This is a genomic window from Sphingobium sp. Z007, assembly GCF_900013425.1.
GTDB lineage: Bacteria > Pseudomonadota > Alphaproteobacteria > Sphingomonadales > Sphingomonadaceae > Sphingobium.
On the sequence record NZ_FBXK01000005.1, the window covers coordinates 975,668 to 999,985 of the forward strand.

Here is a 24,318-nt window from a genome sequence, read left to right on the forward strand (position 1 = left end):
GCCGCACGTTGCGTTATAAAGCCGCCGCAATCGCCTGCTAATGCCTGGATCGGTAAAATGGCGCGGGCGGCGCTGGCCAAGTTCATGATGGTTGCAACGATGCGCATGCTGGTCGATAGCGATGGGAGGCTGCGCCTGTCCAGAAGCGTGAACACCCTGTCGTGGCGATTGCGCAGCTTGCTCTCCGTCAACGGCAGAGGCTAAAGGTGCAGCCTCGTTTTTTTGAAAGGCATGTCATGAACAATAGTGATCTCGCTGATGCGATCGCCGGCGAACTTGGTCTCACAAAGGCAGATGCTCGCAAGGCCGTCGATGCGGTTTTTTCGGCAATCGCGGCCGCAGCTGCCAAGGGGGACGAAATTTCGCTGAATGGCTTTGGCAAATTCAAAGTCAAAGAAAGCGCTGCGCGCGAGGGGCGCAATCCCTCGACTGGCGAGACGATTCAGATTGCCGCTTCCAAAAAGCTCGGTTTTTCGCCGGCAAAAGCCGTCAAGGATCGGCTGAACGGATGAAACGCAATGGCCCCGCGTCTCGCGGGGCCAGACTGTCGCCATAGGGAAATTACGACACTGGACGGCCGCCTAGCATCAACGAGCGTTGAAGCATCCTGCACCCAATACGCACCAGCGGACTTTACGGACCCATCCCGATATGTCGAAAAGCCTGGGGAAGGGTGACCGGCGCAGCCCACAACAATAGATATGGTCAGAGCCGTTCGCAGCTTGTCCTAAGTAAATGACAAGGTAGCGAAAGACTTGGTGGACGCACTTGGGCTCGAACCAAGGACCCGCTGATTAAGAGCTGGCCATAAGCTCTTGTTATTACTTGTCATTCTGGGTTATGTCGCGTCTGAGGAACACGAAAGCGTATCTTCGACCCGCTGATTCCGAGGCGTATTGCTTCAGGTCCATTCATGCAAGTTCGAGCGCCCGGGACCCCCGTGATACCCACACGGAAGATCGTCGATTTTCTGGGTATCAGAACGGGAGAGGGCAAAGGCGGCGTGATCCATCCGCTAGCCTAGCCGCAGTGTGATATCGATCGTAGCGGCGTGCGTCAGGAAAAATCCCGCTTCGTTGCCGCCACCAACTCCACCGGCCGTTAATAACGGGTGGTTGACTTTTGTGTACGATAAGTCACGATATCGTTATTAATGGTTAGAGAAAGGAACAATGTCGTTCCTATCTCAAAACGGGATCGAAGACTGCCATGACGAAGCGGACCACGGGCGCATATGAAAACGTGATCGCAGGCGGGGAGGATGTTCCGGCCTTTCTGCCATACGCATTGCCGCCACGCGATCCGGCTTTTGCCATGTCCGATGCGCTCAGCAGGCGCCTACGTGCCGCCGAGCAAGCCTTGGTGCGGCTTGATCTGGCAACCGAGATGGTGCCGTCGCTCGACTGGTTTCTCTATGGCTTCGTCCGCAAGGAAGCCGTGATCTCTTCACAGATAGAGGGGACGCAGGCGACGTTGCTCGATTTGCTGAGCTTTGAGGCGGATGAGGTAAATGCGCCTGATGCCGATGTGGAAGAGGTCTGCAATTATCTCGACGCCCTGAACCACGTCCAACAGGAGCTGGCGAACCCCTCCGGCATTCCGATTTCCATGCGCCTTCTGAATGACGCGCACCGCAGATTGATGGACGGCGTGAGAGGCGCGACAAAGCAGCCGGGTGAAATCCGGCGCAGTCAAAACTGGATCGGGGGTAGTAGGCCGGGCAACGCCGTGTTCGTCCCGCCGCCGCCCACGCGCCTGCCGGAGCTGCTCAGCACGCTCGAAAAATACATCCACGCGGATGATGACTTGCCCGCGCTCATTCGTGCCGGACTTGTTCATGTTCAGTTTGAGACCATCCACCCCTATCTCGACGGCAACGGGCGTATAGGCCGGTTGCTGATTTCGGTGCTGCTCCAGCATTGGGGACTGCTCCGCGCGCCGTCGCTCTACCTCAGCCTGTTCTTCAAGCGCCATCGTGCCGAATATTACCGGCGGCTCGACGCCGTGCGGACACAAGGCGACTGGGAAGGCTGGACCGATTTCTTTCTCGATGGGGTGGCAACGATCGCTGACGAGGCGGTGACATCGGCGCGGGACATATTCGCTATCGTCGGCCAAGGTCGCGCTCGGCTGTTGGCGAGTAATGCCGCCTCCGTTTCAGCTGTCAGACTGTTTGAGAAACTGCTCAACCATCCGATCGTCACGGTCGCATCGACCATGACCTTGCTTGGGATCAGCAAGCCAACGTCGATCCGGGCGATCGAAGCGCTAGTGTCGGCTGGGGTTCTGACCGAAACAACCGGCAGGCGTCGGGATCGCAGCTTTGCCTACGCAGCCTATGTCGATCTGCTTCGGATCGGTACGGAACTCGGAGATGATCGATAGGAAGCCGGTTTATCGATCCCCGTCGTGCCAACACGTAATCGCGTGAGGCCGCAAAACCCAGAATCAGTGTCGAGGCACTTGGTCCGAGGATCGTCATAGCGGCTTGGTCTAAAGCACCCCCCGGTCGTGTGTGTTATAGTCAAATCGCGTCACGCTAAACTTTCCCAGTTCAGGTCCTTCGGACGGTGGGAATTTCTTTGAGATTGGCTGATTTCCGTGATTATTGATGTATCATTCGAAAGGATGACACATGCAGAAGGCCTTAACAAACAAGACACTTGAAGCCCTGAAGCCGCAGCAGAAACGCTATGAGGTTCATGATCTTCATTGTCCCGGAATGAGCGTTCGAGTTTCGGCGCACGGGCAAAAGGTTTTCTCGGTCAAATTCCGATATGGGCTGGGTCAGAAGCGGATGAAGCTGGGCGTCTTTCCCCGCATCACATTGGCCACGGCCCGCGAAAAGGCGCAGGATATATTACGGCAGGTCGATGAAGGTATTGATCCGACCAAGCGCAGGCGTAGTCCCGACATGAAGGTTGAAGCGGTGTGCGGGGAATTCATCCGCCTTCATGCAAAAGCTCGTAACAAAAGCTGGCGCGAGGCCGAGCGCATCTTGGAGCGCGAATTCGTCGGCACTTTTGGGCAACGTGATATCCGCGACATCAAACGGTTCGACGTGCTGGAAATCATGGATGGCGCCGTTGCGCGCGGATCGACCTATCAGGCGAACCGAATCCTTTCCAACATTCGCAAGCTGTTCAACTGGTGCGTGGAACGCGGCATCGTTCACGCTACACCTATCAACGGCCTCAATGTGGATCGGCGTGCAAAAAGAACCCCGTTAGCGGGGTGATCGGCGTCTAAAAGGGACCCCTCATTTCGATGGTTTAAGCAGCCGGCTGGATTTTCAGGCGGCGAGATCGGGATGTTGGTTTTGGAGACAGTTTTACGGATCCGGCGCGAGTATGCCGGAGGCAAGGCGATCAAGGCGATCGCACGGGATCTGCATGTGTCGCGGAAGGTCATCCGCAAAGCGGTCCGAGCGCCGGAGGGCGCCTTTGATTATCAGCGCAAGGTTCAGCCGCTGCCCAGGATCGGTCCGTTCCAGGAGCGCCTGAACACGCTGCTGGAAGAGAACGAGCTGCGCGGCAGGCGTGACCGGCTGCGGATGACGCGGATCCATGACCTGCTGGTGCGAGAAGGCTTTGAGGGTTCTTACGATGCGGTGCGGCGCTATGCGACGCGCTGGAAGATCGAGCGGCGCAAGGATGCTGGCGATGGCGTCACCGCCTTCATCCCGCTGATGTTCAGGCCAGGCGAGGCCTACCAGTTCGACTGGAGCCATGAGGATGTCGAGATCGCAGGAGCGCCGATGCGGGTGAAGGTCGCGCATATGCGCCTGTGCGCGTCACGTGGGGTCTATGTCCGGGCCTATCCTCGCGAGAGCCAGGAGATGCTGTTCGACGCGCATGCGCGCGGCTTTGCCTTCTTCGGCGGCGTGCCAGGGCGCGGCATCTACGATAATATGAAGACGGCTGTGACGAGCGTGTTCACCGGCAAGGAACGCGTCTTCAACCGGCGGTTCCTGATCATGACCGACCATTATATGGTCGAGCCCACGGCCTGCTCGCCTGCGGCGGGATGGGAGAAGGGTCAGGTCGAGAACCAGGTGCAGACGATCCGGGGTCGCTTCTTCCAGCCCCGGTTGCGGTTCGCCAGTCTCGAAGAGCTCAATGGCTGGCTGGAGGCAGAGTGTCGGCGCTGGGCGGAACGGCAGCCCCATCCTGAACAGGGAGATCTGACCGTGGCGCAGATGCTGGAGATCGAACGATCTGCGCTGCAGCCGATGCTGGGACCGTTCGACGGCTTCAATGAGAGCGAGCATGCCGTGACCGGCACCTGCCTGATCAGCTTCGACCGCAACCGCTACTCAGTCCTCTCGACGGTGTCGCGACGCACCGTGCAGGTCCGGGCCTATGCCGATCGTATTGTCGTTCGCTGCGGCGAAGAGGTTGTCGCTGAACATCCGCGCTACTTCGGCCGCAACCGCACGATCTATGATCCCTGGCATTATCTGCCAGTGCTGGCCCGCAAGCCTGGCGCGCTGCGGAACGGTGCCCCCTTCCAGGACTGGGATCTGCCACCGGCGCTGGCCCGCCTGCGCCGCAAGCTGGGTAATGGCGACGATGCCGATCGCCGGTTCGTCCGTGTACTGTCGGCCGTACTGACCGATGGCCTGGAGCCTGTCGAAACCGCTGTGCGTGAGGCACTGGCGACGGGCACGGCGAGCGACGACCTGATCCTCAACATCCTGGCACGACGCCGGGAGCCTCCGCGTCCGCTGACGATCATCACCTCCGAGGATAGCGCCTTGCGCCATCCCCCGATCGCCGACTGTGCCCGTTACGACCAGCTGAGGACCTTCGATGCAGCGGCATGATATGATCGAGGCCATGCGCGGGCTTGGACTCAAGGGCATGGCGGGCGCGTTCGACGATGCCGTCACCACCGGCCTTCAGCGCCAGCGCACCACCATGGAGATACTGACCGATCTCCTGCGAGCGGAGGCGACGCATCGTCATGCCGCGTCGATCCGATACCGGATGGCCGCTGCCAAGCTGCCAGTCGTGAAGGACATCGATGCCTTCCGGTTCGAGGGTACCCCGATCAACGAGGGGCTTGTGCGTTCATTGCACAGCGGCGCGTTCCTGCCCGCACGGCGCAATATCGTCCTGGTCGGCGGCACAGGCACAGGAAAGACCCATCTAGCCATCGCCATCACCGCCAATGTAGTGCGCTCCGGCGCCCGAGGCCGCTACTTCAACACGGTCGATCTGGTGACCCGCCTCGAAGAGGAGGCCAGGATCGGCAAGAGTGGCGCTCTCGCCGCCCAGCTATCCCGCCTCGATCTCATCGTGCTCGATGAACTGGGGTATCTGCCGTTCGCTCGATCGGGCGGCCAGTTGCTGTTCCACCTGATCAGCAAACTCTATGAGCAGACCAGTGTCATCATCACCACCAACCTCGCCTTTGGCGAGTGGCCCACCGTGTTCGGCGATCCCAAGATGACAACCGCGCTCCTCGATCGCGTCACCCATCATTGCGACATTGTCGAGACCGGCAATGACAGCTGGCGCTTCAAAAACCGCAGCTGATCCGCCCCAGCAGCGATCAATTAGAAGATGTTTTGCGCTGCGCGCGCCTCCGGTCGGGCTACGCCCTCCCTACGCCGCGCGCAGCGCAAGGAAGCCCGTCACATCAACGTTCCGCCATCCTGACAGGGGGTCCCTTTTGCGCGCCGATAAGGGGTCCCGTTTGCACGCCGATTGACAGCCAGAACAGGCGATCAAGGGCGGGGAGGAACCTTGGCAGCCAATCCAACCTCCAAAACGAGGTGAGGATCGGACCGCGTTTCATGCTCAGCTTTTGATGCCGGGTTTCTCGCTCGCCTTTCATGCGGCGTCGCTTCGCCGCTCCCGTTCTACCATCGCTATCTATCGGGCGGCAGCGAACAGGGCGGCACAGTCCAATCCTGCTATCATGGCAGCCGTTGACGCCGCCGTATGGGCAATGCGAGCCGAACATGGCCTGCAAATGGCCCGTGTCCGGGGCAAGGCGCAGCTACCGGCATGGTCGCGCTTGGCCATCGGCGAATATCGTAAACGAGGCTTCTCCCGCTGTGAGATCGCCACCGCTTTCCGCTGTTCACTCGGCACGGTCGCTAACATACTGCAAGGCAAGGGGACGACCTATGGTCTGTTCTCAGGAGAGCGCCGACTTACGCAAGCCCAACGCCAACCGCCCGGTCGTTGGAAGAAACGCAATCATCAATTAGGCCGTAGACTCATAAGCTCGCAACCACAGACGCATTGATGCGAGCTGGACCATGGCGAGGAAGTTTTCGGCGAGCTTGTCGTATCGGGTGGCGACACGGCGGAAGTGCTTTAGCTTGGAGAAGAAGCGCTCGATCAGGTTGCGCTCCCGATAGAGCCGTTTGCTGAAGCACGGCCTCCATTTTCTATTGGATTTGGCCGGAATGTTTGGCGTGGCACCCTGTTCCTCGATCAGCGTGCGGATGCGGTCGGCATCGTAGGCCTTGTCGGCAAGCACGATCATGTGTGGCCCGAGATGGTCGAGCAGTTCGTCTGCAACTTGCCCGTCATGAGTCTGCCCAGCAGTCAGGCCGAGCCGGATTGGGAGCCCTTGCGCATCGACGACGGCATGGATTTTGGTCGTGAGGCCGCCGCGGGATCGACCGAGACAATGATCTCGATCCCCCTTTTTGCCGTAGCAGCCTGTTGGTGCGCCCGGATGGAAGTGCTGTCGATCATTTGGATTTCACCGTCATACGCGGCGGTGATGGCGTCCATCATCCGGTCCCAGACGCCCACCTTTCGCCAGCGGACAAAGCGGTTGTAGCAGGTGGTGCGAGGCCCATAGCGCTCGGGCAGGTCGCGCCATGGCGCACCAGATCGCAGCACCCAGAATATGCCGTTCAGCACGCGCCGGTCATCGACGCGCGGGACGCCCCTTGGCTTGTTGGGCAACAGCGGCTCAATCACGCGCCATTCGAAGTCGGTCAGATCATATCGGCTCATACCAACGCTGAATCACTGTTCGGCGAAAATGGGAAGGCCTGTTTATTGCCGCCCGACGCTCTGCTCGATGATGTTGCCAATGATAACGAAGGCGATGACGCATCCAAGCAGCCACCATCCTGAGCGCCGCTTCCAACGGTTCAGCAAGATGATTGCTATCGGTAAGCCGATCATGATCGCTACCGCGACCATCAAATCGAAGCTGCTTATCGGCATGAGTCCACCATCACCCGAACCCTACGCCAAACAAATCCGTTCAGCCAAGAGCCATGCACGCTTTTATGAGTTCACGGCCTAAAATGCGGGTTATAGTAACCGCAATTATTCAATTTTAATAAGTAAAATTGTGCTATCATCCCGTACTCCAGAAGCCAAAAGGCGTTGCTTAAAGCTTTCCAATGCTTCTTCTAAGGAGCTAGAATTCTCCAAGTCTTGAATAACATATGCCTTTTTTATTATATCGTAAGCACCATCTGTAATTAAAATGATATAATCATCCAATTGGACGCTAAAATAATTCTGAAACAAATTAAATTTCTCATTAGCACTCAAGTAGGATGTGATTACGTTCCTTCGAGGATAAGTCTTTGCTTGGGATTTTGATAAAACGCCATCGCGTAGCAATGTTGCAACCTCTGTCTGATCCTCAGTTCGTGTCATGATACCACTGCCCCGCACGTGATATATTCGCGCATCTCCTACGTGAGCGACATAAGCGGAATCATTGGACAATCGGACCATCGACATGGTGGTGGCCATTTGCGAAATATCTTCACGTTTGCCCGCCTCACGTATCCGTCGGCAAGCCTCTGCGAAAATTTTGGCTCCATCCCAAGCTGAACTCTTCGCACTGTCTCGTACGGCAGCTATGGCCTCAGCCGCCGCGACCGCCCCTCCAGGCTTACCTCCGACGCCATCAGCGATAGCTGCTACCCAACCATCAGTGCTTTCGACAGGTTCAAGATAGCGATCTTGATTATTGCGTTTGGGGCCGTCGATGGTGAATGCACCAAACTTCATTTACGCCTCTTCGCCCAATTGGTCGATCTTTGGGTGCAAGGCGTCATCTTCAACAGTTATCGAATTTCTAAGATTGCGAAGGCTTCGCTTGATATCCAAGTCCCGAACTGCAATTTCGGTGACGATCCTTTGTGCTAATTCATCACTAATATCTGGCGAAGCCATCGCAATAAACTTTCGTTCAACGAACCATCTATTGTGACTGGTGCCCAGCTCCAACATCGCCAATGCCGTATTTGCTTGAAGATCAATTTCACCATTATCATAAAATATTTGTGAAATAGTTGCTATAACATCGCAAAAATCGAAGTTAAAAGAATACTTTGATGCAAAATCGGAATATTCCATTCCCAGCGCATGAAACAAATCAGGCGCAGAATTCAACAGTCCTTCGACATGGGTTGTTCGGATTGCAGAAATAAGTGATTGAGTAGATTTTCTTGAATCTAATTGTCGGTCAATATGTGCGAACAGTTCGTCCCATTGATCATCAGAAAGTTTCTCATTATCCTTAAGTAGTTTCCCATAATGGGAATCCTCGTCGGACTCAAATTTCAGATCATCAGAGTGTAAAACGTCATATAAAACTTCTCGCAGCTCTTGAACATTCTTATACCTTCGGCGCGGATTGGTTTTGGTGCATTTTGCAATGACCTCCCCGATCGGGCCGTTAGCTTTCAATTCGGCGTGAGGAATTCGACCGCCCGTTCCGAAAATGTCGTGAAGTATCGCGCCAACGGAGTAAATGTCAGCTAGACCTGTTGCTCGCCTGAAGCTGGTTGCGCATTCAGGTGCACGGTACGGCAATGTACCGCCAGCCACATTGGTATCAGTCAGCGTGGTCGTGACGCCTGCCTGTGGTGACATAAGGCCGAAGTCAGAAATAGCATAATATGTCACGCCATCTCCGTCGCGAAACCGCAGCACATTGCCGGGGCTGAGATCGCGATGTTTATATCCTAGGCGATGAACCTCTTCTAAACCTGCCAGCAAATCAAAAATCGCCGTCTTTGGATCACCTCCGAGGGTCCGGTCGTCACGAAGTTCCTTTTGGAGCGATCCTTCAGCAAGCGGCATGACAAACCATGGAGGGTCGTCTTTCAAATTTTTCGCTACAATCGGCACAACATGGCGATGGTCGATTGTACCTTGATATTTTACTTCGCGCTCGAAGCAGGCTCTTAAGTCTGCTTTGTTGGTGTCAGATGCATTGTTCGGGTAGACTAATGTCTTCATCGCGAACTTCTGACCCTTTTTAGTTTCGACCTCCTCGACTACGCCGAAACCTCCCCGACCAATCTCCCCGATTACGTTGTACGTGACCATGATGCCGTCGCTCCGAAATTCTAACTTGCTTGACCATACCCCATCGAAGCGGTCAAATGCACGCCGGAACCGCGATCGGCGCAAGTGGATGGTCGAGCGAGCTGATTATTGGCGGCACAAGGACATTAGCGGCGCAACTGCCTTGGCCACTGACGCAGGGCTTTAAGGGAAGCGGGTCGAGCGGGCTACCGAAAAGCTCGAAAATTATTATCAGACCGACTGGCGGACCATTGGGATTTTTGCAGAAACATGGCCTGGAAAAGGCTGTTACCCTTTCAGGCACAAATTCACCAAGCTACCTATTTGCTACTTGGTCAATCGCGCCACAACTCTTAGTTGTGGCTAAGTATCTGAAATATATGGTGGACGCACTTGGGCTCGAACCAAGGACCCGCTGATTAAGAGTCAGCTGCTCTACCAACTGAGCTATGCGTCCATTCCGATGCGGCGGCCGCTCCGGTGTGGCGGGCTGGTAGCAGTCGCCTGCCATTTTGCAAACCATAAATCCTATAAAGGTCGGAAATTTTTCGGTTGAGACGATTTACGCCCAATTTCCCGTTCCCGTACTGCGCTTTCCCGCGCGATCGATGGCCATGATGATACCAACGCACAGCATCACGGTCAGCATGGAAGAACCGCCATAGGACATGAAGGGCAGGGGGATGCCCACGACGGGGGCAAGTCCCATGACCATCATCAGGTTGATCGCGACATAGAAGAAAATGGTGGTGGTGAGGCCCGCCGCGGCCAGACGCGCGAATTTGTCCTGGGCGCGCATCGCCACCCGGATGCCCCAGCGGAACAGCAGCATGAAGGCGAGGATCAGCAGCGCACCGCCGACTAGTCCCCATTCTTCCGCCATGGTCGCAAAGACGAAATCGGTATGACCTTCGGGTAGATAATCGAGATGGCTCTGCGTGCCTTGCAGAAACCCTTTGCCCCAGAAGCCGCCCGATCCGATCGCGATCTTCGACTGGCTGATATGATAGCCTGCGCCAAGCGGATCGCTCTCCGGGTCCATGAAGATCAACACGCGGTTCTGCTGATATTCGTGCAGGAAGCTGAAGGCGATCGGGATAGCGCAGGCACCGACGATCCCGGTGCCGATGAACAATCGCAACGGCAGGCCAGCAAGAAACATGACGGTCACGCCGCCGGCTGCAATCATCGTTGCCGTGCCAAGGTCGGGCTGGATCAACACCAGCGCCCAAGGCACGCCGATCAGCACCAGCGCCGGCCAGACTGCATTCCAGCGCCGGATTTCGCCCACCGGCAGCATCGCATAGAAGCGGGCTACCGTCAGAACGATGATCGGCTTCATGAATTCCGACGGCTGGAGTTGCATGAAGCCCAGATTGATCCAGCGCTGGCTGCCTCCCGCAACGCCGCCGATCAGTTCCACCAGGAAGAGCGCCGCCAGGACCGCGCCATAAGCGGGGAAGGCGAAGCAGGCGAAGACCTCCATCGGTATGCGGCTGAGCGTCAGCGCCATCGCCGAAAAGATGCAGAATCGCACCGCTTGCATGGCCGCCCAGGGAAAGATGTTGCCGCTCGCCGCGCTGTAGAGGACGATCGTGCCGAAGCCGGCGATCGCCAGCAACAGCGCCAGGATACGCCAGGGAAATTCGGTCAGGGGCTGCGGAATGATGCTCATGGCGCGCCGGTCACATTGGCGCCGGGCGGCGGCGGAACATCATTGTCGCTCTCATCAGGGCTAGGCGGCGCTACGGCGGTAGGGGAGGTCGCTGCTGCGTTGCTGGCATTGTCGGTTGCATTATCCGAAGGCGGCGGAACCTCGCCCTTCTGGATCGCCTTGGCGAGCCGGAACGCGGCCATCTCGCGCGCCTGCCGCTGCGCGGGCGTGCCGCCCCAACCTTTTTCGAGCGTCTCCAGCTTCTCCATCGCCTTGGCCGGATCGAACAGATAGGACAAGGTATCGCTGGCGATCATCGGCGCATCCTCGTTGCGGATCATATGTCCGCCATGCTCGATGATGCAGGCGATCGCATAGCGCGGATTGTCAAACGGCGCGAAGCCCTGGAACAGCGCGTGGTCGCGCAGCTTGAACGCCAGCGAACTATTGCCGCGCACGCCGCCGGCGCGCTCCGCCATGGTGATACGTCGGACCTGGGCAGTGCCGGTCTTGCCCGCGATCATGACGCCGGGGATGGAACTGCGCGCGGCGCCGCCCGTGCCGCCGCCGTTGACCACCGCGTTCATGGCGTCGCGGATAACGACCAGATGCTCTTCGGTCGCGCCGACCGTCGCGGGTTCGGGTCGCCTGGCGTTATGGATGAAATTAGGCATTAATTGCTTGCCGGTCGCCAGCCGCGCCGCCATCACCGCCATCTGCAGCGGGTTGATGAGCATATACCCTTGGCCGATGGTGGCGTTCACCGTGTCGTAAACCTGCCATTTCTGGTCATATTTTTTTTCCTTCCACGCCGGGTCCGGCACGGTGCCATAGCTTTGGCTGGGGAAGGGCAGGTCGAATTTCTGGCCCATGCCGACCCGACGGGCCATGCTGGCGATCCTGTCCATACCGATGCGCTGCGCCATCTGGTAGAAATAGATGTCGCAACTCTGGGCAATCGCGCCGCGCATGTTAAGCGACCCGTGGCCGCGCCGCTTGTGGCAGTGGAACAGGGTATTGCCGACCCGGATCGCGCCACCGCAACTGACCGTCTCCTGCGGGCCGATACCGGCCTCCAGCAGCGCCAGCGCGACCATCGGCTTGACCGTCGAACCAGGGGGATACAAGCCTTGCAGCGTCTTGTTACGCAGCGGGACATGGTCGTCCTTCGACAGCATTTCATATTCCAGATGGCTGATGCCGTCGGAAAAGCTGTTCGGATCGAAGCTGGGCATCGACGCGAGCGCGAGCACATCGCCATTGTGGCAATCGATCACCACCACGGACCCGCTTTGCGTGGCAAGGCGGCGGCCTGCATATTCCTGAAGCCCTGCATCGATCGTCAGCTTGATCGAGTTGCCTGGTGTATCCTGGCGCGTCGTTAATTCCCGCACGATCTTACCGCGCGCCGTCACTTCGACCCGCTTGGCGCCGGCCTTGCCGGTCAGATGCCGATCGAACGCCTTTTCCAGACCATCCTTGCCCAGCTTGAAACCGGGTGTAATGAGCAGCGGATCTTTGTTCGCCTTATAATCCTCCGCCGTGGCTGCGCCGACATAGCCAAGCAGATGGCCGACGGTCGCGCCAGCGGGATAGTGGCGTGAAAAACCCTGGCTGGGCGCTACACCGGGCAGGTCGGGCAGGCGCACGCTCACCGCGGCATATTGGTCATAGGTCAGCTTGTCGGCGACCTGCACCGGACGGAAACCAGCGGACTTTTCCAAGTCCTCGCGGATGCGATCGACCTCATCCGGCTGCAGATTGAGCAGCTGCGCCAAGTGACGGATCGTCGCCTCAGCATCAACCACGCGCTGCGGGATCAGGTCAACGCGGAAATCGGTGCGGTTATTGGCCAGCGGCCGGCCGTTGCGATCTACGATCCAGCCCCGCCGTGGCGGAATGAGGGTCAGGTTGACGCGGTTGCTTTCTGACAGGAGGCTGTATTTCTCATTTTCCGCCACGCTGATCCAGGCCATTCGCCCGACGAGCAACGCGCCGATCGCACCCTGAATGCCGCCGACGACCATCGCGCGGCGGGTGAAGGTGAAAGACTGGGCGGCTTCGGTAATGATCTTACGCTTGGGGGTGAGGAATTTCATGCCATCACGCGCCAGCGATCGATCCGCGCGCACTGCCGGACGACGAAGGGAAACAGCAATATCGTCCAGACCATCTGTGGCGCGACCAGCAAGAAACGCACATTACCTCCACCCGTGATATTGGCGAAGAACAGGCCGCCTGCAATGCAGAAGATAATGGCGAGCGCGGCAATTAACCAGTCCTGCCGGTAGCTGCGCCAGACCATGCGATGCTCGATCGCGTCGATGCCGATCAAAGCCACCGTCCATAGGAACATCGCCGACCCGATGGGCTGCCCGCTCATCATGTCGTCGAACAGGCCGAGTGGCAGGCCGATCCATGTGCGCCACAGCTCAGGCCGGAGCAGCCGCCACGACAGCAGCAGGAGCAGGCCGAAAGGCGGCATGACCGGAGACTGGGCGATAACTGGCACTGCCGTCAGGAAACAGCCCAGCATGACGGTAATGACCGGCGTACCGGCCAGGCGAAAGCGCGACGGATGCCGCCCCAGCCGCGGCACATGGTTTAGATGCCGGTCGATCATGGCGCGACGCCGTTGTCGACCGCACCCCCGCCCGACACAGCCGGCGCGGCAGGATCGGGCCGGGTGACGGCTTCTTCAAACGCGCGCTCGACCACGACGGCATCAACCCTGGCCGGGTTCGCAAGCGGCACGGCATAGGCGATCTCGCCCTGGGCGCGGACAACGACTGCGACAGGTATATTGGGTTGATACACGCCACCGATGCCCGATGTCACCAACAGGTCGCCGGGCCTGAATGGGTTGCGTCCAGCGGTCAGTGCGCGGACCTCGACCGACCCATCGCCCAAGCCTGTCGAGATCGCCGGAATATTATCATTCGCGCGGCGGACTGGCACGATATTGGCGGTATCGGTCAGCAGCAGCACGTCGGAGCTATTAGGCGTGGCGATATGGATGCGGCCGATCAAGCCCTCTGGCGCACGCACCGGCATGCCGGGGCGCACGCCCTGCCAGCGTCCGGCATTCAGGCGCGCGAAGCGCCGTGCGCTGGTCGGAGAGGATGCGATGAGCCGTGCGGTCAGTACCTGGCTTGCGTCGGCATCCACCAGTTTGAGCAGTTTTTTGAGCCGCTGATTTTCCTGTGCGACGCCCTTGGCCTCGATAATGCGGTTGCGGTCGGCTTCCACCTGACGACGCAGCGCGACATTCTGCGACCCGGCGCGCCAATAGGCGGCCAGAACCTCGTCCACCGAACTGACCCCGCTCACCATGCCCTTGAGCGCCATGGAGACAGGACGACCGATCTCCGCCGTCGCAATGCGGATCGCGGAAAAGCCCGTAGGGTCGAAAATCGCGACTACGACCAGCAGCAGGCCTATGGTTGCACCGGTCACCGCCACGACATAGCTGGCGAACAGGCTATATTGCGCCTTCCGGTTGATACCGGGGCGTCGGCTGGGTGGCCGCGCCATTTAATCGTCCTTCTCGATCAGGCGGTTTGTAGCACGCCCCGGAAGATCGGATCTTCCATTGCGCGGCCCGTGCCGATGGCGACACAGGTCAACGGGTCTTCGGCGATGGTGACCGGCAGGCCGGTTTCGTCGCGCAGTTCGTCGTCCAGCCCCTTGAGCAGCGCGCCGCCGCCCGTCAGGACGATGCCTTGATCGACGATATCCGCGGCCAGTTCAGGCGCGGTATTTTCCAACGCGATGCGGACGCCTTCGACGATGGTGCTGATCGGTTCCGCCAGCGCGTCGGCGATCTGGCCCTGGTTGATCGAGATTTCCTTGGGAACGCCGTTCACCAGGTCGCGGCCCTTGATATGGATCGTCTCACCCACGCCGTCTTCGGGCGGCTGGGCGACGCCATATTGCTTCTTGATCCGCTCCGCCGTGGCTTCGCCGATCAGCAGGTTATGATGGCGGCGGACGAAGGACACGATCGCTTCGTCCATCTTGTCGCCGCCCACGCGGACCGAGGTGGTGTAAGCGAGACCACGCAGCGAAAGCACGGCGACTTCAGTCGTGCCGCCGCCGATATCGACGACCATCGATCCGATCGGTTCGGTCACCGGCATGTCGGCGCCGATCGCAGCGGCCATCGGCTCTTCGATCAGAAACACCTGGCTGGCGCCGGCATTGCTGGCGGCGTCGCGGATCGCGCGGCGCTCAACGCTCGTCGAACCCGACGGCACGCAGATCACGATTTCGGGCGCGCGCCAGGGGCTGTGCTTGCCGCCATGCACCTTGGTGATGAAATGCTTGATCATCTGTTCGGCGACGTCGATGTCGGCGATCACGCCGTCGCGCAACGGGCGGATGGCCTCGATCGAGTCCGGGGTCTTGCCCATCATCAGCTTGGCGTCCACGCCGACTGCCTTCACCCGCTTGACGCCGTTGATCGTCTCGACCGCCACCACCGAAGGCTCGTTCAGCACGATGCCGCGACCGCGCACATAGACCACCGTATTGGCGGTGCCCAGGTCGATGGCCATATCCTGCGAGGTGAATTTGAAGAGACGCGAAAAGATCGACATGCCTTATCCTGTATCGCCCGCCGTCCCCGCGACGCGATAAGGGGACCGGTCGGAAAGCTGTTCTGCTTCTGCCGTTCGCCGCTTCTTTCTTGCGCCTTGCAGTGCAAAAAATATGAGGTTCGCGGCTCGCGGAAAGCGCTCGATTGGGCTAGTCCCTAATCAATGTCAATACGCCGTCTGCCCGAACATCTGGTCAATCGTATCGCTGCCGGTGAAGTGGTCGAAAGACCCGCCAGCGCGCTGAAAGAGATCGTCGAAAACGCTTTAGACGCGGGGGCGACTCGCGTCGCCATCCGGCTGTCCAACGGCGGGCTGGACCGCATCGAGGTCAGCGACGATGGCTGCGGCATGGATTCGGGAGACATGGCGTTGGCGCTGGAGCGCCATGCCACGTCGAAGCTGCCCGACGATGCCATTGAAAATGTAGCCACATTGGGTTTCCGCGGAGAGGCTCTGCCGTCGATCGCCAGCGTCGCGCGCCTGTCCATCGACAGCCGGCCGCGTGGGATGGACGGGTGGAACCGCACGGTCGACAATGGCCAGTTGGTGGCGGAGGGGCCAGCCGCCCTGCCACCGGGCACGCGTGTCATAGTGGAGCAGCTGTTCGGCAAGGTGCCGGCGCGGCGCAAGTTCCTGCGCTCTGCCAAAGCCGAATATGCCGCCTGCATCGACATTATCCGTCGTCTCGCAATGGCACATCCCGCCGTCGCTATCTCAGTCGAACATGATGGACGCCGGGTATTGGGCGTGCAGGCCGACGATGCGCGCGAAGAGCGGGTCGCCGCGCTGACGGATCGAGCGCTGGCTGAAAACCACGTCATCGTTTCGCTGGAGCGCGAAGGCATCCGCCTGTCGGGCGTCGCGTCGATCCCGACCTACAATCGCGGCGTGGGTGATCATCAATATCTGTTCGTCAATGGGCGGCCAGTGAAGGACCGCCTGCTGATCGGGGCGTTGCGCGGCGCCTATGCTGACATGCTGGCGCGCGACCGGCATCCGGTTGTGGCGCTTTTCCTCGACGTGCCGCCGCTGGACGTGGATGTGAACGTCCACCCCGCCAAGACCGAGGTGCGCTTTCGCGATCCCGCGCTGATCCGGGGCATGATCGTGTCCGGCCTGCGTCGTGCGCTCGATGCGGAAGGGTTCCGTGCCGTGCAGCATGCCGATCCGTCCGCCTTGTCCGCCTGGAAGCCCGAACCGGTGTCGCCTACCCCGATCGGTGCGATGCCGATCTTCGAAGCGCCGATGTCTTCACCGGCGAGCTATAGTCAGTTCGCGCCACCTTCCTTTGCCGATCGTCGCGCATCCTTCATCACCCCGCCGCCGCAGGCGCGCGCCGAACCGGCAGCCGCACCAGCCCCGGAAGGCGCCAGCTTTCCGCTGGGTGTCGCGCGGGGTCAGGTCGCGCGCACCTATATCGTGGCGGAGGCGGAGGACGGGCTGGTCATCGTCGACCAACATGCCGCGCATGAACGGCTGACGCTGGAGCGAATGCGCCGGGCGATGGAGGGGCAGGGTGTGGCCTCTCAGGCGCTGCTGCTGCCCGAAGTGGTCGAACTGGACGAACCGGCCTGCGATCGACTGGAGGCGCGGATCGCCGAACTCAAGGATTTTGGCCTGGACCTGGAGCGGTTCGGCCCGTCTGCCATGCTGGTCCGCTCGGTGCCGGCGATGCTGGGCCAGTCGGATGTGCATGGCCTCGTCACCGATCTGGCCGATGATCTGGCGGCCTATGACAGCGCGCTGTCGCTGAAGGAGCGGCTCGATCTGGTCGCCGCGACCATGGCCTGCCATGGATCGGTGCGGGCGGGGCGGGTGCTGAGCGTCGCAGAGATGAATGCGCTGCTGCGCGAGATGGAAGTGACGCCGCGGTCGGGCCAGTGCAACCACGGGCGGCCGACCTGGGTGAAGCTGGGCCATGGCGACATCGAGAAATTGTTCGGGAGGAAATGAGACGATGATGATCCTCGCCCCCTTGTTGTTGGCCGCCGCCGACCCCGTCTGCGCCGCGCCGACGCCGCTGGCTGAGCCTTGGACGAGCTGGAACCAAAGCGGGCAGGCGAAGGCCGGCGTGCTGGCGCAAGGCGCGCCGGCGCTGATTCTGGGCAAGCCGTTGACCGCCGAACTGACACCGAGCGTCCATGTCCAGTTTCCCGTCGTGCCGAACAAAGGCGCGAAAGAGGGTTATAGCGGGCTGTTCAGCCTGTCGCTAAAGCAGGGCGCGCGGGTGGGCATCGCGCTGTCGGGGCCAGCCTGGGTGGATGTAGTGACGGGCGATGCGCCTGTCGCCTCGGTTGAGCACGGCCATGGGCCGGACTGTTCGGGTATCCGCAAGATCGTCTGGTTCGATCTGCCAGCGGGGCGGCATCTGGTCCAGATTGCGGGATCGAAGGCGGTGTCCGTGCGGGTGATGGCAGCGGATGCGCGGGCTAATCAGCCTGCATATTAACGGCTAGGTCCGTTCGGGCTGAGCGTATCGAAGCTCCGCGCTGTCTTCGTTCAGAAACGATGGCCCTTCGACAGGCTCAGGGCGAACGGACCAGGGGAATATACTTGGTCAAACCGGGCGCGTGCGCCACATGGCGATGGGGATCATGGTCAGGAGCGGCTCGCCGTCCTGATTGAGGATCGTCACCCTGCTGCGGACGATGCCCATTTCCGGGCGGCTTTGCGACGCCTTCTTGTCGATGACTTCGCTCTTGCCGCGCAGCGTATCACCGGGCCGCACCGGGCGCAGCCAGCGTAACTCGTCAACGCCCATCGCGCCGAGGCTCGCCGCCTGGCGACCCGGATGCTTTTGCATCTCTGCGACGAACATTTTCATGAACAGGGCGGTGGTGTGCCATCCACTGGCGGACAGGGTTCCGAAATGGGTAGTGGCCGCTGCTTCGTCGGACAGATGGAAGGGCTGGGGATCGAACGCGGCGGCGAAGGCGATCGTCTCTTCGCGCGAAACGGCTAGCGGACCGAAATCGAAGCTGTCGCCAATCGCGATATCCTCGAAATAGAGAATGTCGTCCGCCATCATCCGTCTCCCGTTGCAACGGATGATGGCTTAGAAGGGCTTTCCGTTTACGTCAATGTCAGGCGATGCTGATCGACGGTCGGCCATGCGGCACCGTCAGCGTCGCGCGGGTGCTAATCGCGCCGCCGGGGGTCGATACCTTGTCCATCACCCGCATCTGCGTGGTCCAGGCGTCGGGGGTCACTTCACAGATCAGATAGCCGCGTTGGTCGTTGATGAATTGCAATTCAGGGTTGTTCTTGAGGATCACGTCGCTACCAGCGCGCAGGTCCGATCCGTCGCCGCCAGACGATATGGAAGTCGAGACGAACTCGACCGCGACCGTCTTGTCGCCATCGTTCAGCAGGCCCGCGAAATTCTGATGCTCGTCGCCTGTCAGCACGACGACATTGTCCAGCCCGCGCATCTTGGCCAGCAGACGCTCACGCGGCTTGGCATAGGCGGCCCAACTGTCGATATTGTAGATTTTCTGCTTTTCATCGGCATAACGCCGTCGGTCGAGCGACATCATCATTACCTGCTGCGCCACGCAGTTCCAACGGGTCTGCCCGCGCGTCAGGTTGCGCACGAGCCAGCTTTCCTCTTCCGCCGAAATGACCTGCGCCTTGTTGCTGTCGATGTCGGTGCAATACGGCTTAAACCCGTCATCGCATGGTTGGTCGGTGCGGAAGGACCGGGTGTCGAGGAAGTCGATCGACAGAAGATTGCCGAAGCGCGCTTCGCGATAGGCGTTGGTGATGATTCCGTCGCGGGGCAGCATCGCGGCGCGAACCGGCATATGTTCATACCAGGCCTGCAATCCCGCCTGGCGGCGCAGGCGAAATATCTCGTTCGGGGCCAGCCCCTTGCCGGAGATATCGCCGACCCAATTATTCTCGATTTCATGGTCGTCGAAGGTCGGAAACCATGTATGCTTCCCGCGCGCGGCCTGTAGGTCGTAGTCGCTCAGATATTGGGCGTAGCGCAGGCGATAATCGGCCAGATCGAAACAATCCTGGCCGATATGGTGACGGACCTGATCGACCGGCAGACCGTCCTTGTCATAGTCCGGTGCGCGCTGCTGATATTCGTAGATGAAGTCGCCATAATGATAGACGAAGGCCAGGTCGTCCTCACGCGCCAGATGGCGGAAAGCGGTGAACAGGCCGTCTTCATAATTCTGGCATCCCGCGACGCCGAATTTGAGCGCCGTCGGGCTGGACGACGCCAGCGGCAGGGTGCGGGCGCGGCCTTGCGAGGATTTGTCGCTGCCCAGGAAGAAGCGATACCAATAGGGCCGGTCGGGTTGCAGGCCCGCGACTTCAACATGAACGCTGTGGCCCAGTTCCGGCCGCGCCTGCGCCTCGCCGCTGGCGACGATGGTCTTGAACCGGTCGTCACTGGCGACTTCCCATTTCACCGGCAGCGGCACCATCGGCATCCCGCCATGCAGTTCGAACGGCTTGGGGGCGAGTTTGGTCCAGATGACGAAGCCGTCCGGGGCCGGATCGCCCGATGTCACGCCCAGGGAAAAGGGATAGCCGGCGAACCAGCTTTGCGCCTTCAATATAGCGGGTGTGCCGATCGCGGGCGCGATGGTGGCGGTGGTCAGAAACTGGCGGCGGTTGAACATGGACGAGCGACCCTTAGACTTGTTTTTTACATTCGTGTCTTAACCCGTCCCCCTAGCGGCGCAATATGACAAGACGGTGCAGCTAATCAGTCAAGCCAATCACGCAGTATCATCCATGCTGAACGCTTGGCCTCCCGCGAGAGGCTGGCATAGGCGCCGCTGGAGGAAGGCAGGTCGATCAGCGCCAGGCCCGACCGATCGCCCAGTTGCCGTCGGCCGTGCAACGCGGCGGTCTTGCCGTTGAAGGCGATGGCTTTGAGCGCGGGCAGGCGGGCGACGAAAGCGCCAAGATCGCGCAGTTCCGCGCCCCGGATCGATCCGTCGAGACTGCCTTCGCGCTCGGCGCTTTCGATCACGTCCCACAGGCCGACGCCGCGCCCGCGCAGCCGCTTCAGTCGCACCGCATAGGGCTGGCCGCGCAGATCCTCACCCAGCGCATCGCCGACCAACGTCCAGAACGCGTTGCCGCGATGGGCGTAATATTCGCCCTGCCGGATCGACGCATCGCCGGGCAGGCTGCCCAGGATCAGCAGGCGCGTATCGGCGTCGACGCTGGGCGGGAAGGCGGCCTTGCGTTGCATAGGGTTCCCCCAATACAGTCATGCCAGCGCAGGCTGGCATCTCAGGCGTTGGTGCGCTGTCGCCTGAGACCCCAGCCTGCGCTGGGGTGACGGCAATAATCAGACGTTGAAGCGGAACAGCATGATGTCGCCGTCCTGCGTGACATATTCCTTGCCTTCCGACCGCCACTTGCCCGCTTCCTTGGCGCCGGCTTCGCCGTTAAACTGGACATAATCGGCATAGGCCATGGTTTCGGCGCGGATGAAGCCTTTTTCGAAATCGGTATGGATCGCGCCGGCGGCCTGGGGCGCTTTCGATCCCTTGGTCACGGTCCAGGCGCGCGCTTCCTTCGGCCCGACAGTGAAGAAGGTGATGAGGCCCAACAATTCGTATCCGGCGCGGATGATGCGGGCGAGGCCGGCTTCAGCCAGGCCCAGCGCTTCGAGATATTCGGCGCGTTCCTCGACCGGCATGGTGACCAATTCGGCCTCGATCGCGGCCGAGACGATCACGGCGCTGGCATTTTCGGCCTTCGCCTTTTCGAACACGCGGGCGGAAAAGGCGTTGCCTTCCGATGCGGCGTCTTCCTCGACATTGCAGACATAGAGGACCGGTTTTGCTGTCAGCAACTGCGCTTGCTTGAACAGGCGGTCTTCTTCCTCGTCGCGCGGCACGGTGAGGCGGGCGGGCTTGCCCTCGCGCAGCAGGTCGAGCGCCTGGCCCAGCACCGTGGCGGCGGCTTTGGCTTCCTTGTCGCCCTGCGCGGCTTTCTTGGCGAGGTTCGGGACGCGTTTTTCCAGGCTTTCCAGATCGGCGAGCATCAATTCCATCTCGACCGTCTCGGCGTCGGCGATGGGATCGACCTTGCCTTCGACATGGGTGATGTCGTCATCCTCGAAACAGCGCAGGACGTGCACGATCGCGTCGGTTTCGCGGATGTTCGCCAGGAACTGGTTGCCCAGCCCTTCGCCCTTGGACGCGCCACGCACCAGGCCGGCGATATCGACAAAGCTGAGCTGCGTTTCGATGATCTTGGCGCTACCGCCGATCTTGGCGATCGTGTCGAGCCGGTCGTCGGGCACGGCAACGCGGCCTTCATTGGGTTCGATCGTGCAGAAAGGATAGTTGGCCGCCTGCGCCGCCTGCGTTTCGGTCAGCGCGTTGAACAGAGTGGACTTGCCCACATTGGGGAGGCCGACGATACCGCAACGAAAACCCATTTGACTGCCTTATAAGATCGGAAAGATTTGCGCGCCCGATAGCGCCTTGTGTGCACAAAGGCCAGCCTTGGACGACATAAGGGGGGTAGGACAAAAGGCGCGATTGATAAGCGCGTCACTTTGGCCGCATAAAGGATCATGACCCAAGAGATGATCGAACCCAACCGCGAAACCCACTGGATCGACCAGAAGGGTCGCGCGTGGGAGAAGCACCCTGCGCACGAAACGGGCGTGTTCGGACGCTGCCCGCGGTGCGGGGAGGGGCATATCTTCACAGGGTTCCTGACGATGCGCGATCATTGTGAAGTGTGCGACCTGGATTATAGCTTTGCCGATCCGGCCGATGGCCCGGCGGTGTTCGTGCAACTTTTCGCCTGCGTGCCGGGCGTCATCTTCATCATCATGCTGGAAATCATCGCGCGGCCGGGGCTGTGGGTGCATCTGGCCGTGGGCATACCGGTGCTGATCCTGACGACGCTTCTGCCAATGCGGCCGATCAAGGGCTGGCTGATCGCCGCCCAGTTCACCAACAGCGCGCAGGAAGCCGGGACGGCGGCGTTGTGGGCCAGGCTGCATGACGGCGCGCCACGCGGTTAAGTTGATGAACGATGCCACCTCCGTTCGCTTCGAGCGAAGTCGAGAAGCGGATGGCGCAGTTTCGATGTTGCTCGACTGCGCTCGAAACGAACGGACGATGGTGCGCGTCCAAGGCTTTACGGCTTGGGCGCGACCTTTATCTCGAACAGTTTTGGCCAGTTCTTGCCGGTGATGAATATACGGTCCTTCGCCGCGTCATAGGCAATGCCGTTCGCCACCGCTTCGCTGTCGGTTACCCCGGCGGCCTTGCGCAGGCGCGCCACGTCGATCCAGTCGATCACCGCGCCGGTCGCGGGATCGATCCGGGCGATGCGGGTGTCGTACCAGATGTTCGCCCACACCTCCCCCTTCACATATTCCAGTTCGTTCAGCCGATCGACCGCGCGGCCGTTCCAGGTCACGGTGATGCGGCGCTGTTCGGTCAGGCTGTCGGGATTAAGGAAGCGCAGCTGCGCGGTGCCATCGCTCATGATGAGGCTGCGGCCGTCCTGCGTCATGCCCCAGCCTTCGCCGTCATAGCGGAAGTCCGATAGCGGCGCGAAATCGGCCAGGTTCCAGACGAAGCCGCGGCGATGGCGCCAGGTCAAGCTGACCAGCTTGCCGCCCCAATTGACGATACCCTCGCCGAAATAAGACGGGTCGATCACGCGGCGTTGCAGGACTTTGCCGGTCTTGAGCGCTACCTTACGGATGTCCGACTGGCCTTCCAGGCCGGTGCTCTCGTAAAGCGCGCCGTCTAGGTAGAAGAGGCCTTCGGTGAAGGCGGTCGCGTCATGGGGGTGGGTCGCGACCAGTTTCCAGGGGGTCTCGGCCTGAGCGGGGATGGCGAGCAGCAACAAAGGCAGGGGCGACCAGCGCCATCGCCGTTCGCTTCGAGCGAAGTCGAAAAGCCAGCGCGCAACGGTTCTCGACACGCTCGAACCGAACGGACGTTGGGGCCAGGACGTCGCCTTCATTCTGCTGCCTGGCTCGCGATCGCGGTGGCCAACCATGCGGGCAAGGTGGCGGGATTGAGCGTTTCGACCCGGCGCAGCTCGATCGACAGGCCCATGTCCGGCAGCGCGGCCCGCTGGCGTTTTTCGTCCGCCTGATCGATCCGTACGGCGACTAGGCGGCGGCTGACTTTATTGCGGTAGTGCATCCGCGCGGTGTTTTCCTGGCCCACGTAGCAGCCCTTGTCATAATCGACGCCGTTCAGTTCCTCCGCATTGGTTTCCAGCCATAGCGTTTGGTCCTGCCCCAGTTCCTCTGCGCCCTCGAACACGCCGAGGCTTAGGCGATGCGCGCGGAAGGCGAGGGTGGCGTCCCCCGGCGTCGCGGGCGCGATCCAGCGATGGCCAAGCGCGGGCAGGCGTGGGTCGAGCGGCTGGTCGCTGGCGTCTAGCGACCAGTGGGCCGCGAGTCCCTCTTCGCGAACGATCGCGACCTTGCGGCGCAGGCGGTAGATGGTCAGTCGTTTGGCGAGCAAGTCAGCCTGGGCGGCTTCGCAATCGATCAAGATATCGTCGCCCTCTGCCCATAGGATGAAATCGAACAGCGCCTTGCCCTGCGGGGTCAGCAATCCGGTCCAGCGCGGTTGTCCCTGTTGAAGCGTTAGCACGTCGCGGGTCAGCAGGCCCTGCAGGAAGGGTTTCGCTTCATCGCCTGAAATTCTCAGGATCGCGCGGTCGCTTAGGGTGGTGCCGGTCATCGGCTTTAGGTAGGACGGCGACACGACTTAGCCAAGCCGTCTGCGCGAACGGA

Annotated in this window: 24 protein-coding genes and 1 tRNA gene; 10 read left to right on the forward strand and 15 right to left on the reverse strand. The window is 60.5% G+C overall.

Translation table 11 applies throughout. From position 1 onward, the window contains the following. Positions 1 to 57 precede the first annotated feature (57 nt). From CEQ44_RS24435 to istB, 6 genes are all read left to right on the forward strand, one after another. The gene (locus CEQ44_RS24435; RefSeq protein WP_176400436.1) at positions 58 to 204 is read left to right on the forward strand and encodes a hypothetical protein; all 147 of its coding nucleotides are present in this window, start codon (positions 58 to 60) and stop codon (positions 202 to 204) included. Between the two features lie 32 nt (positions 205 to 236). Further along, the gene (locus CEQ44_RS12695) at positions 237 to 512 is read left to right on the forward strand and encodes an HU family DNA-binding protein (RefSeq protein ID WP_088185656.1); all 276 of its coding nucleotides are present in this window, start codon (positions 237 to 239) and stop codon (positions 510 to 512) included. 697 nt (positions 513 to 1,209) lie between these two features. After that, complete coding sequence (locus CEQ44_RS12700) at positions 1,210 to 2,385, forward strand: Fic family protein (protein ID WP_088185655.1); 1,176 nt, start codon at positions 1,210 to 1,212, stop codon at positions 2,383 to 2,385. A 250-nt stretch (positions 2,386 to 2,635) separates the two neighbouring features. Then, positions 2,636 to 3,238, forward strand: a complete 603-nt coding sequence (locus tag CEQ44_RS12705; RefSeq protein ID WP_088190873.1) for a DUF4102 domain-containing protein — start codon at positions 2,636 to 2,638, stop codon at positions 3,236 to 3,238. A 72-nt stretch (positions 3,239 to 3,310) separates the two neighbouring features. After that, entirely contained in the window at positions 3,311 to 4,825 is a 1,515-nt protein-coding gene (gene istA, locus CEQ44_RS12710) for an IS21 family transposase (RefSeq protein ID WP_088201813.1), read from the forward strand. Further along, entirely contained in the window at positions 4,812 to 5,540 is a 729-nt protein-coding gene (gene istB, locus CEQ44_RS12715) for an IS21-like element helper ATPase IstB (protein WP_011950770.1), read from the forward strand. The genes istA and istB overlap by 14 nt, the downstream gene beginning before the upstream one ends. Positions 5,541 to 6,216: 676 nt before the next feature. Here istB and CEQ44_RS12720 read toward each other — a convergent pair. Next, positions 6,217 to 6,983, reverse strand: a protein-coding gene (locus CEQ44_RS12720) for an IS5 family transposase (RefSeq protein WP_088190969.1) whose coding sequence is annotated in 2 segments (ribosomal slippage) — positions 6,217 to 6,671 and positions 6,671 to 6,983 — 768 coding nt in all. Because the reading frame shifts where the segments join, the coding sequence is not laid out codon by codon here. A gap of 94 nt (positions 6,984 to 7,077) precedes the next feature. Here CEQ44_RS12720 and CEQ44_RS12725 point away from each other — a divergent pair. After that, on the forward strand, positions 7,078 to 7,281 hold the full coding sequence (locus CEQ44_RS12725) for a hypothetical protein (RefSeq protein WP_144036361.1): 204 nt from the start codon (positions 7,078 to 7,080) through the stop codon (positions 7,279 to 7,281). Between the two features lie 23 nt (positions 7,282 to 7,304). Here CEQ44_RS12725 and CEQ44_RS12730 read toward each other — a convergent pair whose 3' ends face one another. The 8 genes from CEQ44_RS12730 to CEQ44_RS12765 form a co-directional block, all read right to left on the reverse strand. Further along, the gene (locus CEQ44_RS12730; protein ID WP_088182221.1) at positions 7,305 to 8,003 is read right to left on the reverse strand and encodes a PP2C family serine/threonine-protein phosphatase; all 699 of its coding nucleotides are present in this window, start codon (positions 8,001 to 8,003) and stop codon (positions 7,305 to 7,307) included. Beyond that, a complete protein-coding gene (locus CEQ44_RS12735) occupies positions 8,004 to 9,329 on the reverse strand; it encodes a protein kinase (protein WP_088182220.1) in 1,326 nt (441 codons plus the stop codon). Between the two features lie 360 nt (positions 9,330 to 9,689). Further along, positions 9,690 to 9,765: transfer RNA gene (locus tag CEQ44_RS12740), tRNA-Lys, on the reverse strand. A 105-nt stretch (positions 9,766 to 9,870) separates the two neighbouring features. Further along, complete coding sequence (rodA, locus tag CEQ44_RS12745; RefSeq protein ID WP_088182219.1) at positions 9,871 to 10,983, reverse strand: rod shape-determining protein RodA; 1,113 nt, start codon at positions 10,981 to 10,983, stop codon at positions 9,871 to 9,873. Continuing rightward, complete coding sequence (gene mrdA, locus CEQ44_RS12750) at positions 10,980 to 13,061, reverse strand: penicillin-binding protein 2 (RefSeq protein ID WP_088182218.1); 2,082 nt, start codon at positions 13,059 to 13,061, stop codon at positions 10,980 to 10,982. Before mrdA ends, rodA begins: the two co-directional genes overlap by 4 nt. Then, positions 13,058 to 13,585 (reverse strand): rod shape-determining protein MreD, encoded by a 528-nt coding sequence (gene mreD, locus CEQ44_RS12755; RefSeq protein WP_088182217.1) that lies wholly within the window; start codon positions 13,583 to 13,585, stop codon positions 13,058 to 13,060. The genes mrdA and mreD overlap by 4 nt, the downstream gene beginning before the upstream one ends. Next, a complete protein-coding gene (gene mreC / locus CEQ44_RS12760) occupies positions 13,582 to 14,496 on the reverse strand; it encodes a rod shape-determining protein MreC (RefSeq protein ID WP_088182216.1) in 915 nt (304 codons plus the stop codon). Before mreC ends, mreD begins: the two co-directional genes overlap by 4 nt. A gap of 17 nt (positions 14,497 to 14,513) precedes the next feature. After that, complete coding sequence (locus CEQ44_RS12765; protein ID WP_088182215.1) at positions 14,514 to 15,560, reverse strand: rod shape-determining protein; 1,047 nt, start codon at positions 15,558 to 15,560, stop codon at positions 14,514 to 14,516. Between the two features lie 162 nt (positions 15,561 to 15,722). Here CEQ44_RS12765 and mutL point away from each other — a divergent pair, with 162 nt between their 5' ends. Then, positions 15,723 to 17,513: a DNA mismatch repair endonuclease MutL gene (gene mutL, locus CEQ44_RS12770; RefSeq protein WP_088182214.1), complete on the forward strand. Its 1,791-nt coding sequence runs from the start codon at positions 15,723 to 15,725 to the stop codon at positions 17,511 to 17,513. Between the two features lie 4 nt (positions 17,514 to 17,517). After that, the gene (locus CEQ44_RS12775) at positions 17,518 to 18,009 is read left to right on the forward strand and encodes a hypothetical protein (protein ID WP_088182213.1); all 492 of its coding nucleotides are present in this window, start codon (positions 17,518 to 17,520) and stop codon (positions 18,007 to 18,009) included. Between the two features lie 108 nt (positions 18,010 to 18,117). Here the strand turns inward: CEQ44_RS12775 and CEQ44_RS12780 are convergent, their stop codons facing one another. The 4 genes from CEQ44_RS12780 to ychF all read right to left on the reverse strand — a co-directional run bounded on the left by CEQ44_RS12780 (position 18,118) and on the right by ychF (position 21,978). Next, positions 18,118 to 18,585, reverse strand: coding sequence for a MaoC family dehydratase (locus CEQ44_RS12780; protein WP_088182244.1), 468 nt, complete (start codon positions 18,583 to 18,585; stop codon positions 18,118 to 18,120). Positions 18,586 to 18,643: 58 nt separating this feature from the next. Next, entirely contained in the window at positions 18,644 to 20,197 is a 1,554-nt protein-coding gene (locus CEQ44_RS12785) for an alkaline phosphatase (RefSeq protein ID WP_088182212.1), read from the reverse strand. Positions 20,198 to 20,283: 86 nt separating this feature from the next. Continuing rightward, the gene (locus CEQ44_RS12790) at positions 20,284 to 20,778 is read right to left on the reverse strand and encodes a DNA-deoxyinosine glycosylase (RefSeq protein ID WP_088182211.1); all 495 of its coding nucleotides are present in this window, start codon (positions 20,776 to 20,778) and stop codon (positions 20,284 to 20,286) included. 99 nt (positions 20,779 to 20,877) lie between these two features. Beyond that, on the reverse strand, positions 20,878 to 21,978 hold the full coding sequence (gene ychF / locus CEQ44_RS12795) for a redox-regulated ATPase YchF (protein WP_088182210.1): 1,101 nt from the start codon (positions 21,976 to 21,978) through the stop codon (positions 20,878 to 20,880). 138 nt (positions 21,979 to 22,116) lie between these two features. On the opposite strand from ychF, the gene CEQ44_RS12800 reads away from it, so the two are divergent. Next, a complete protein-coding gene (locus tag CEQ44_RS12800; protein ID WP_254913664.1) occupies positions 22,117 to 22,575 on the forward strand; it encodes a DUF983 domain-containing protein in 459 nt (152 codons plus the stop codon). Between the two features lie 116 nt (positions 22,576 to 22,691). Here CEQ44_RS12800 and CEQ44_RS12805 read toward each other — a convergent pair whose 3' ends face one another. Beyond that, positions 22,692 to 23,531 carry a glutaminyl-peptide cyclotransferase gene (locus CEQ44_RS12805; protein ID WP_088182209.1) on the reverse strand — a complete coding sequence of 280 codons (840 nt, stop codon included), beginning with the start codon at positions 23,529 to 23,531 and terminating at the stop codon, positions 22,692 to 22,694. Next, positions 23,528 to 24,265 (reverse strand): folate-binding protein YgfZ, encoded by a 738-nt coding sequence (locus CEQ44_RS12810; RefSeq protein WP_088182208.1) that lies wholly within the window; start codon positions 24,263 to 24,265, stop codon positions 23,528 to 23,530. Before CEQ44_RS12810 ends, CEQ44_RS12805 begins: the two co-directional genes overlap by 4 nt. Positions 24,266 to 24,318: the final 53 nt, after the last annotated feature.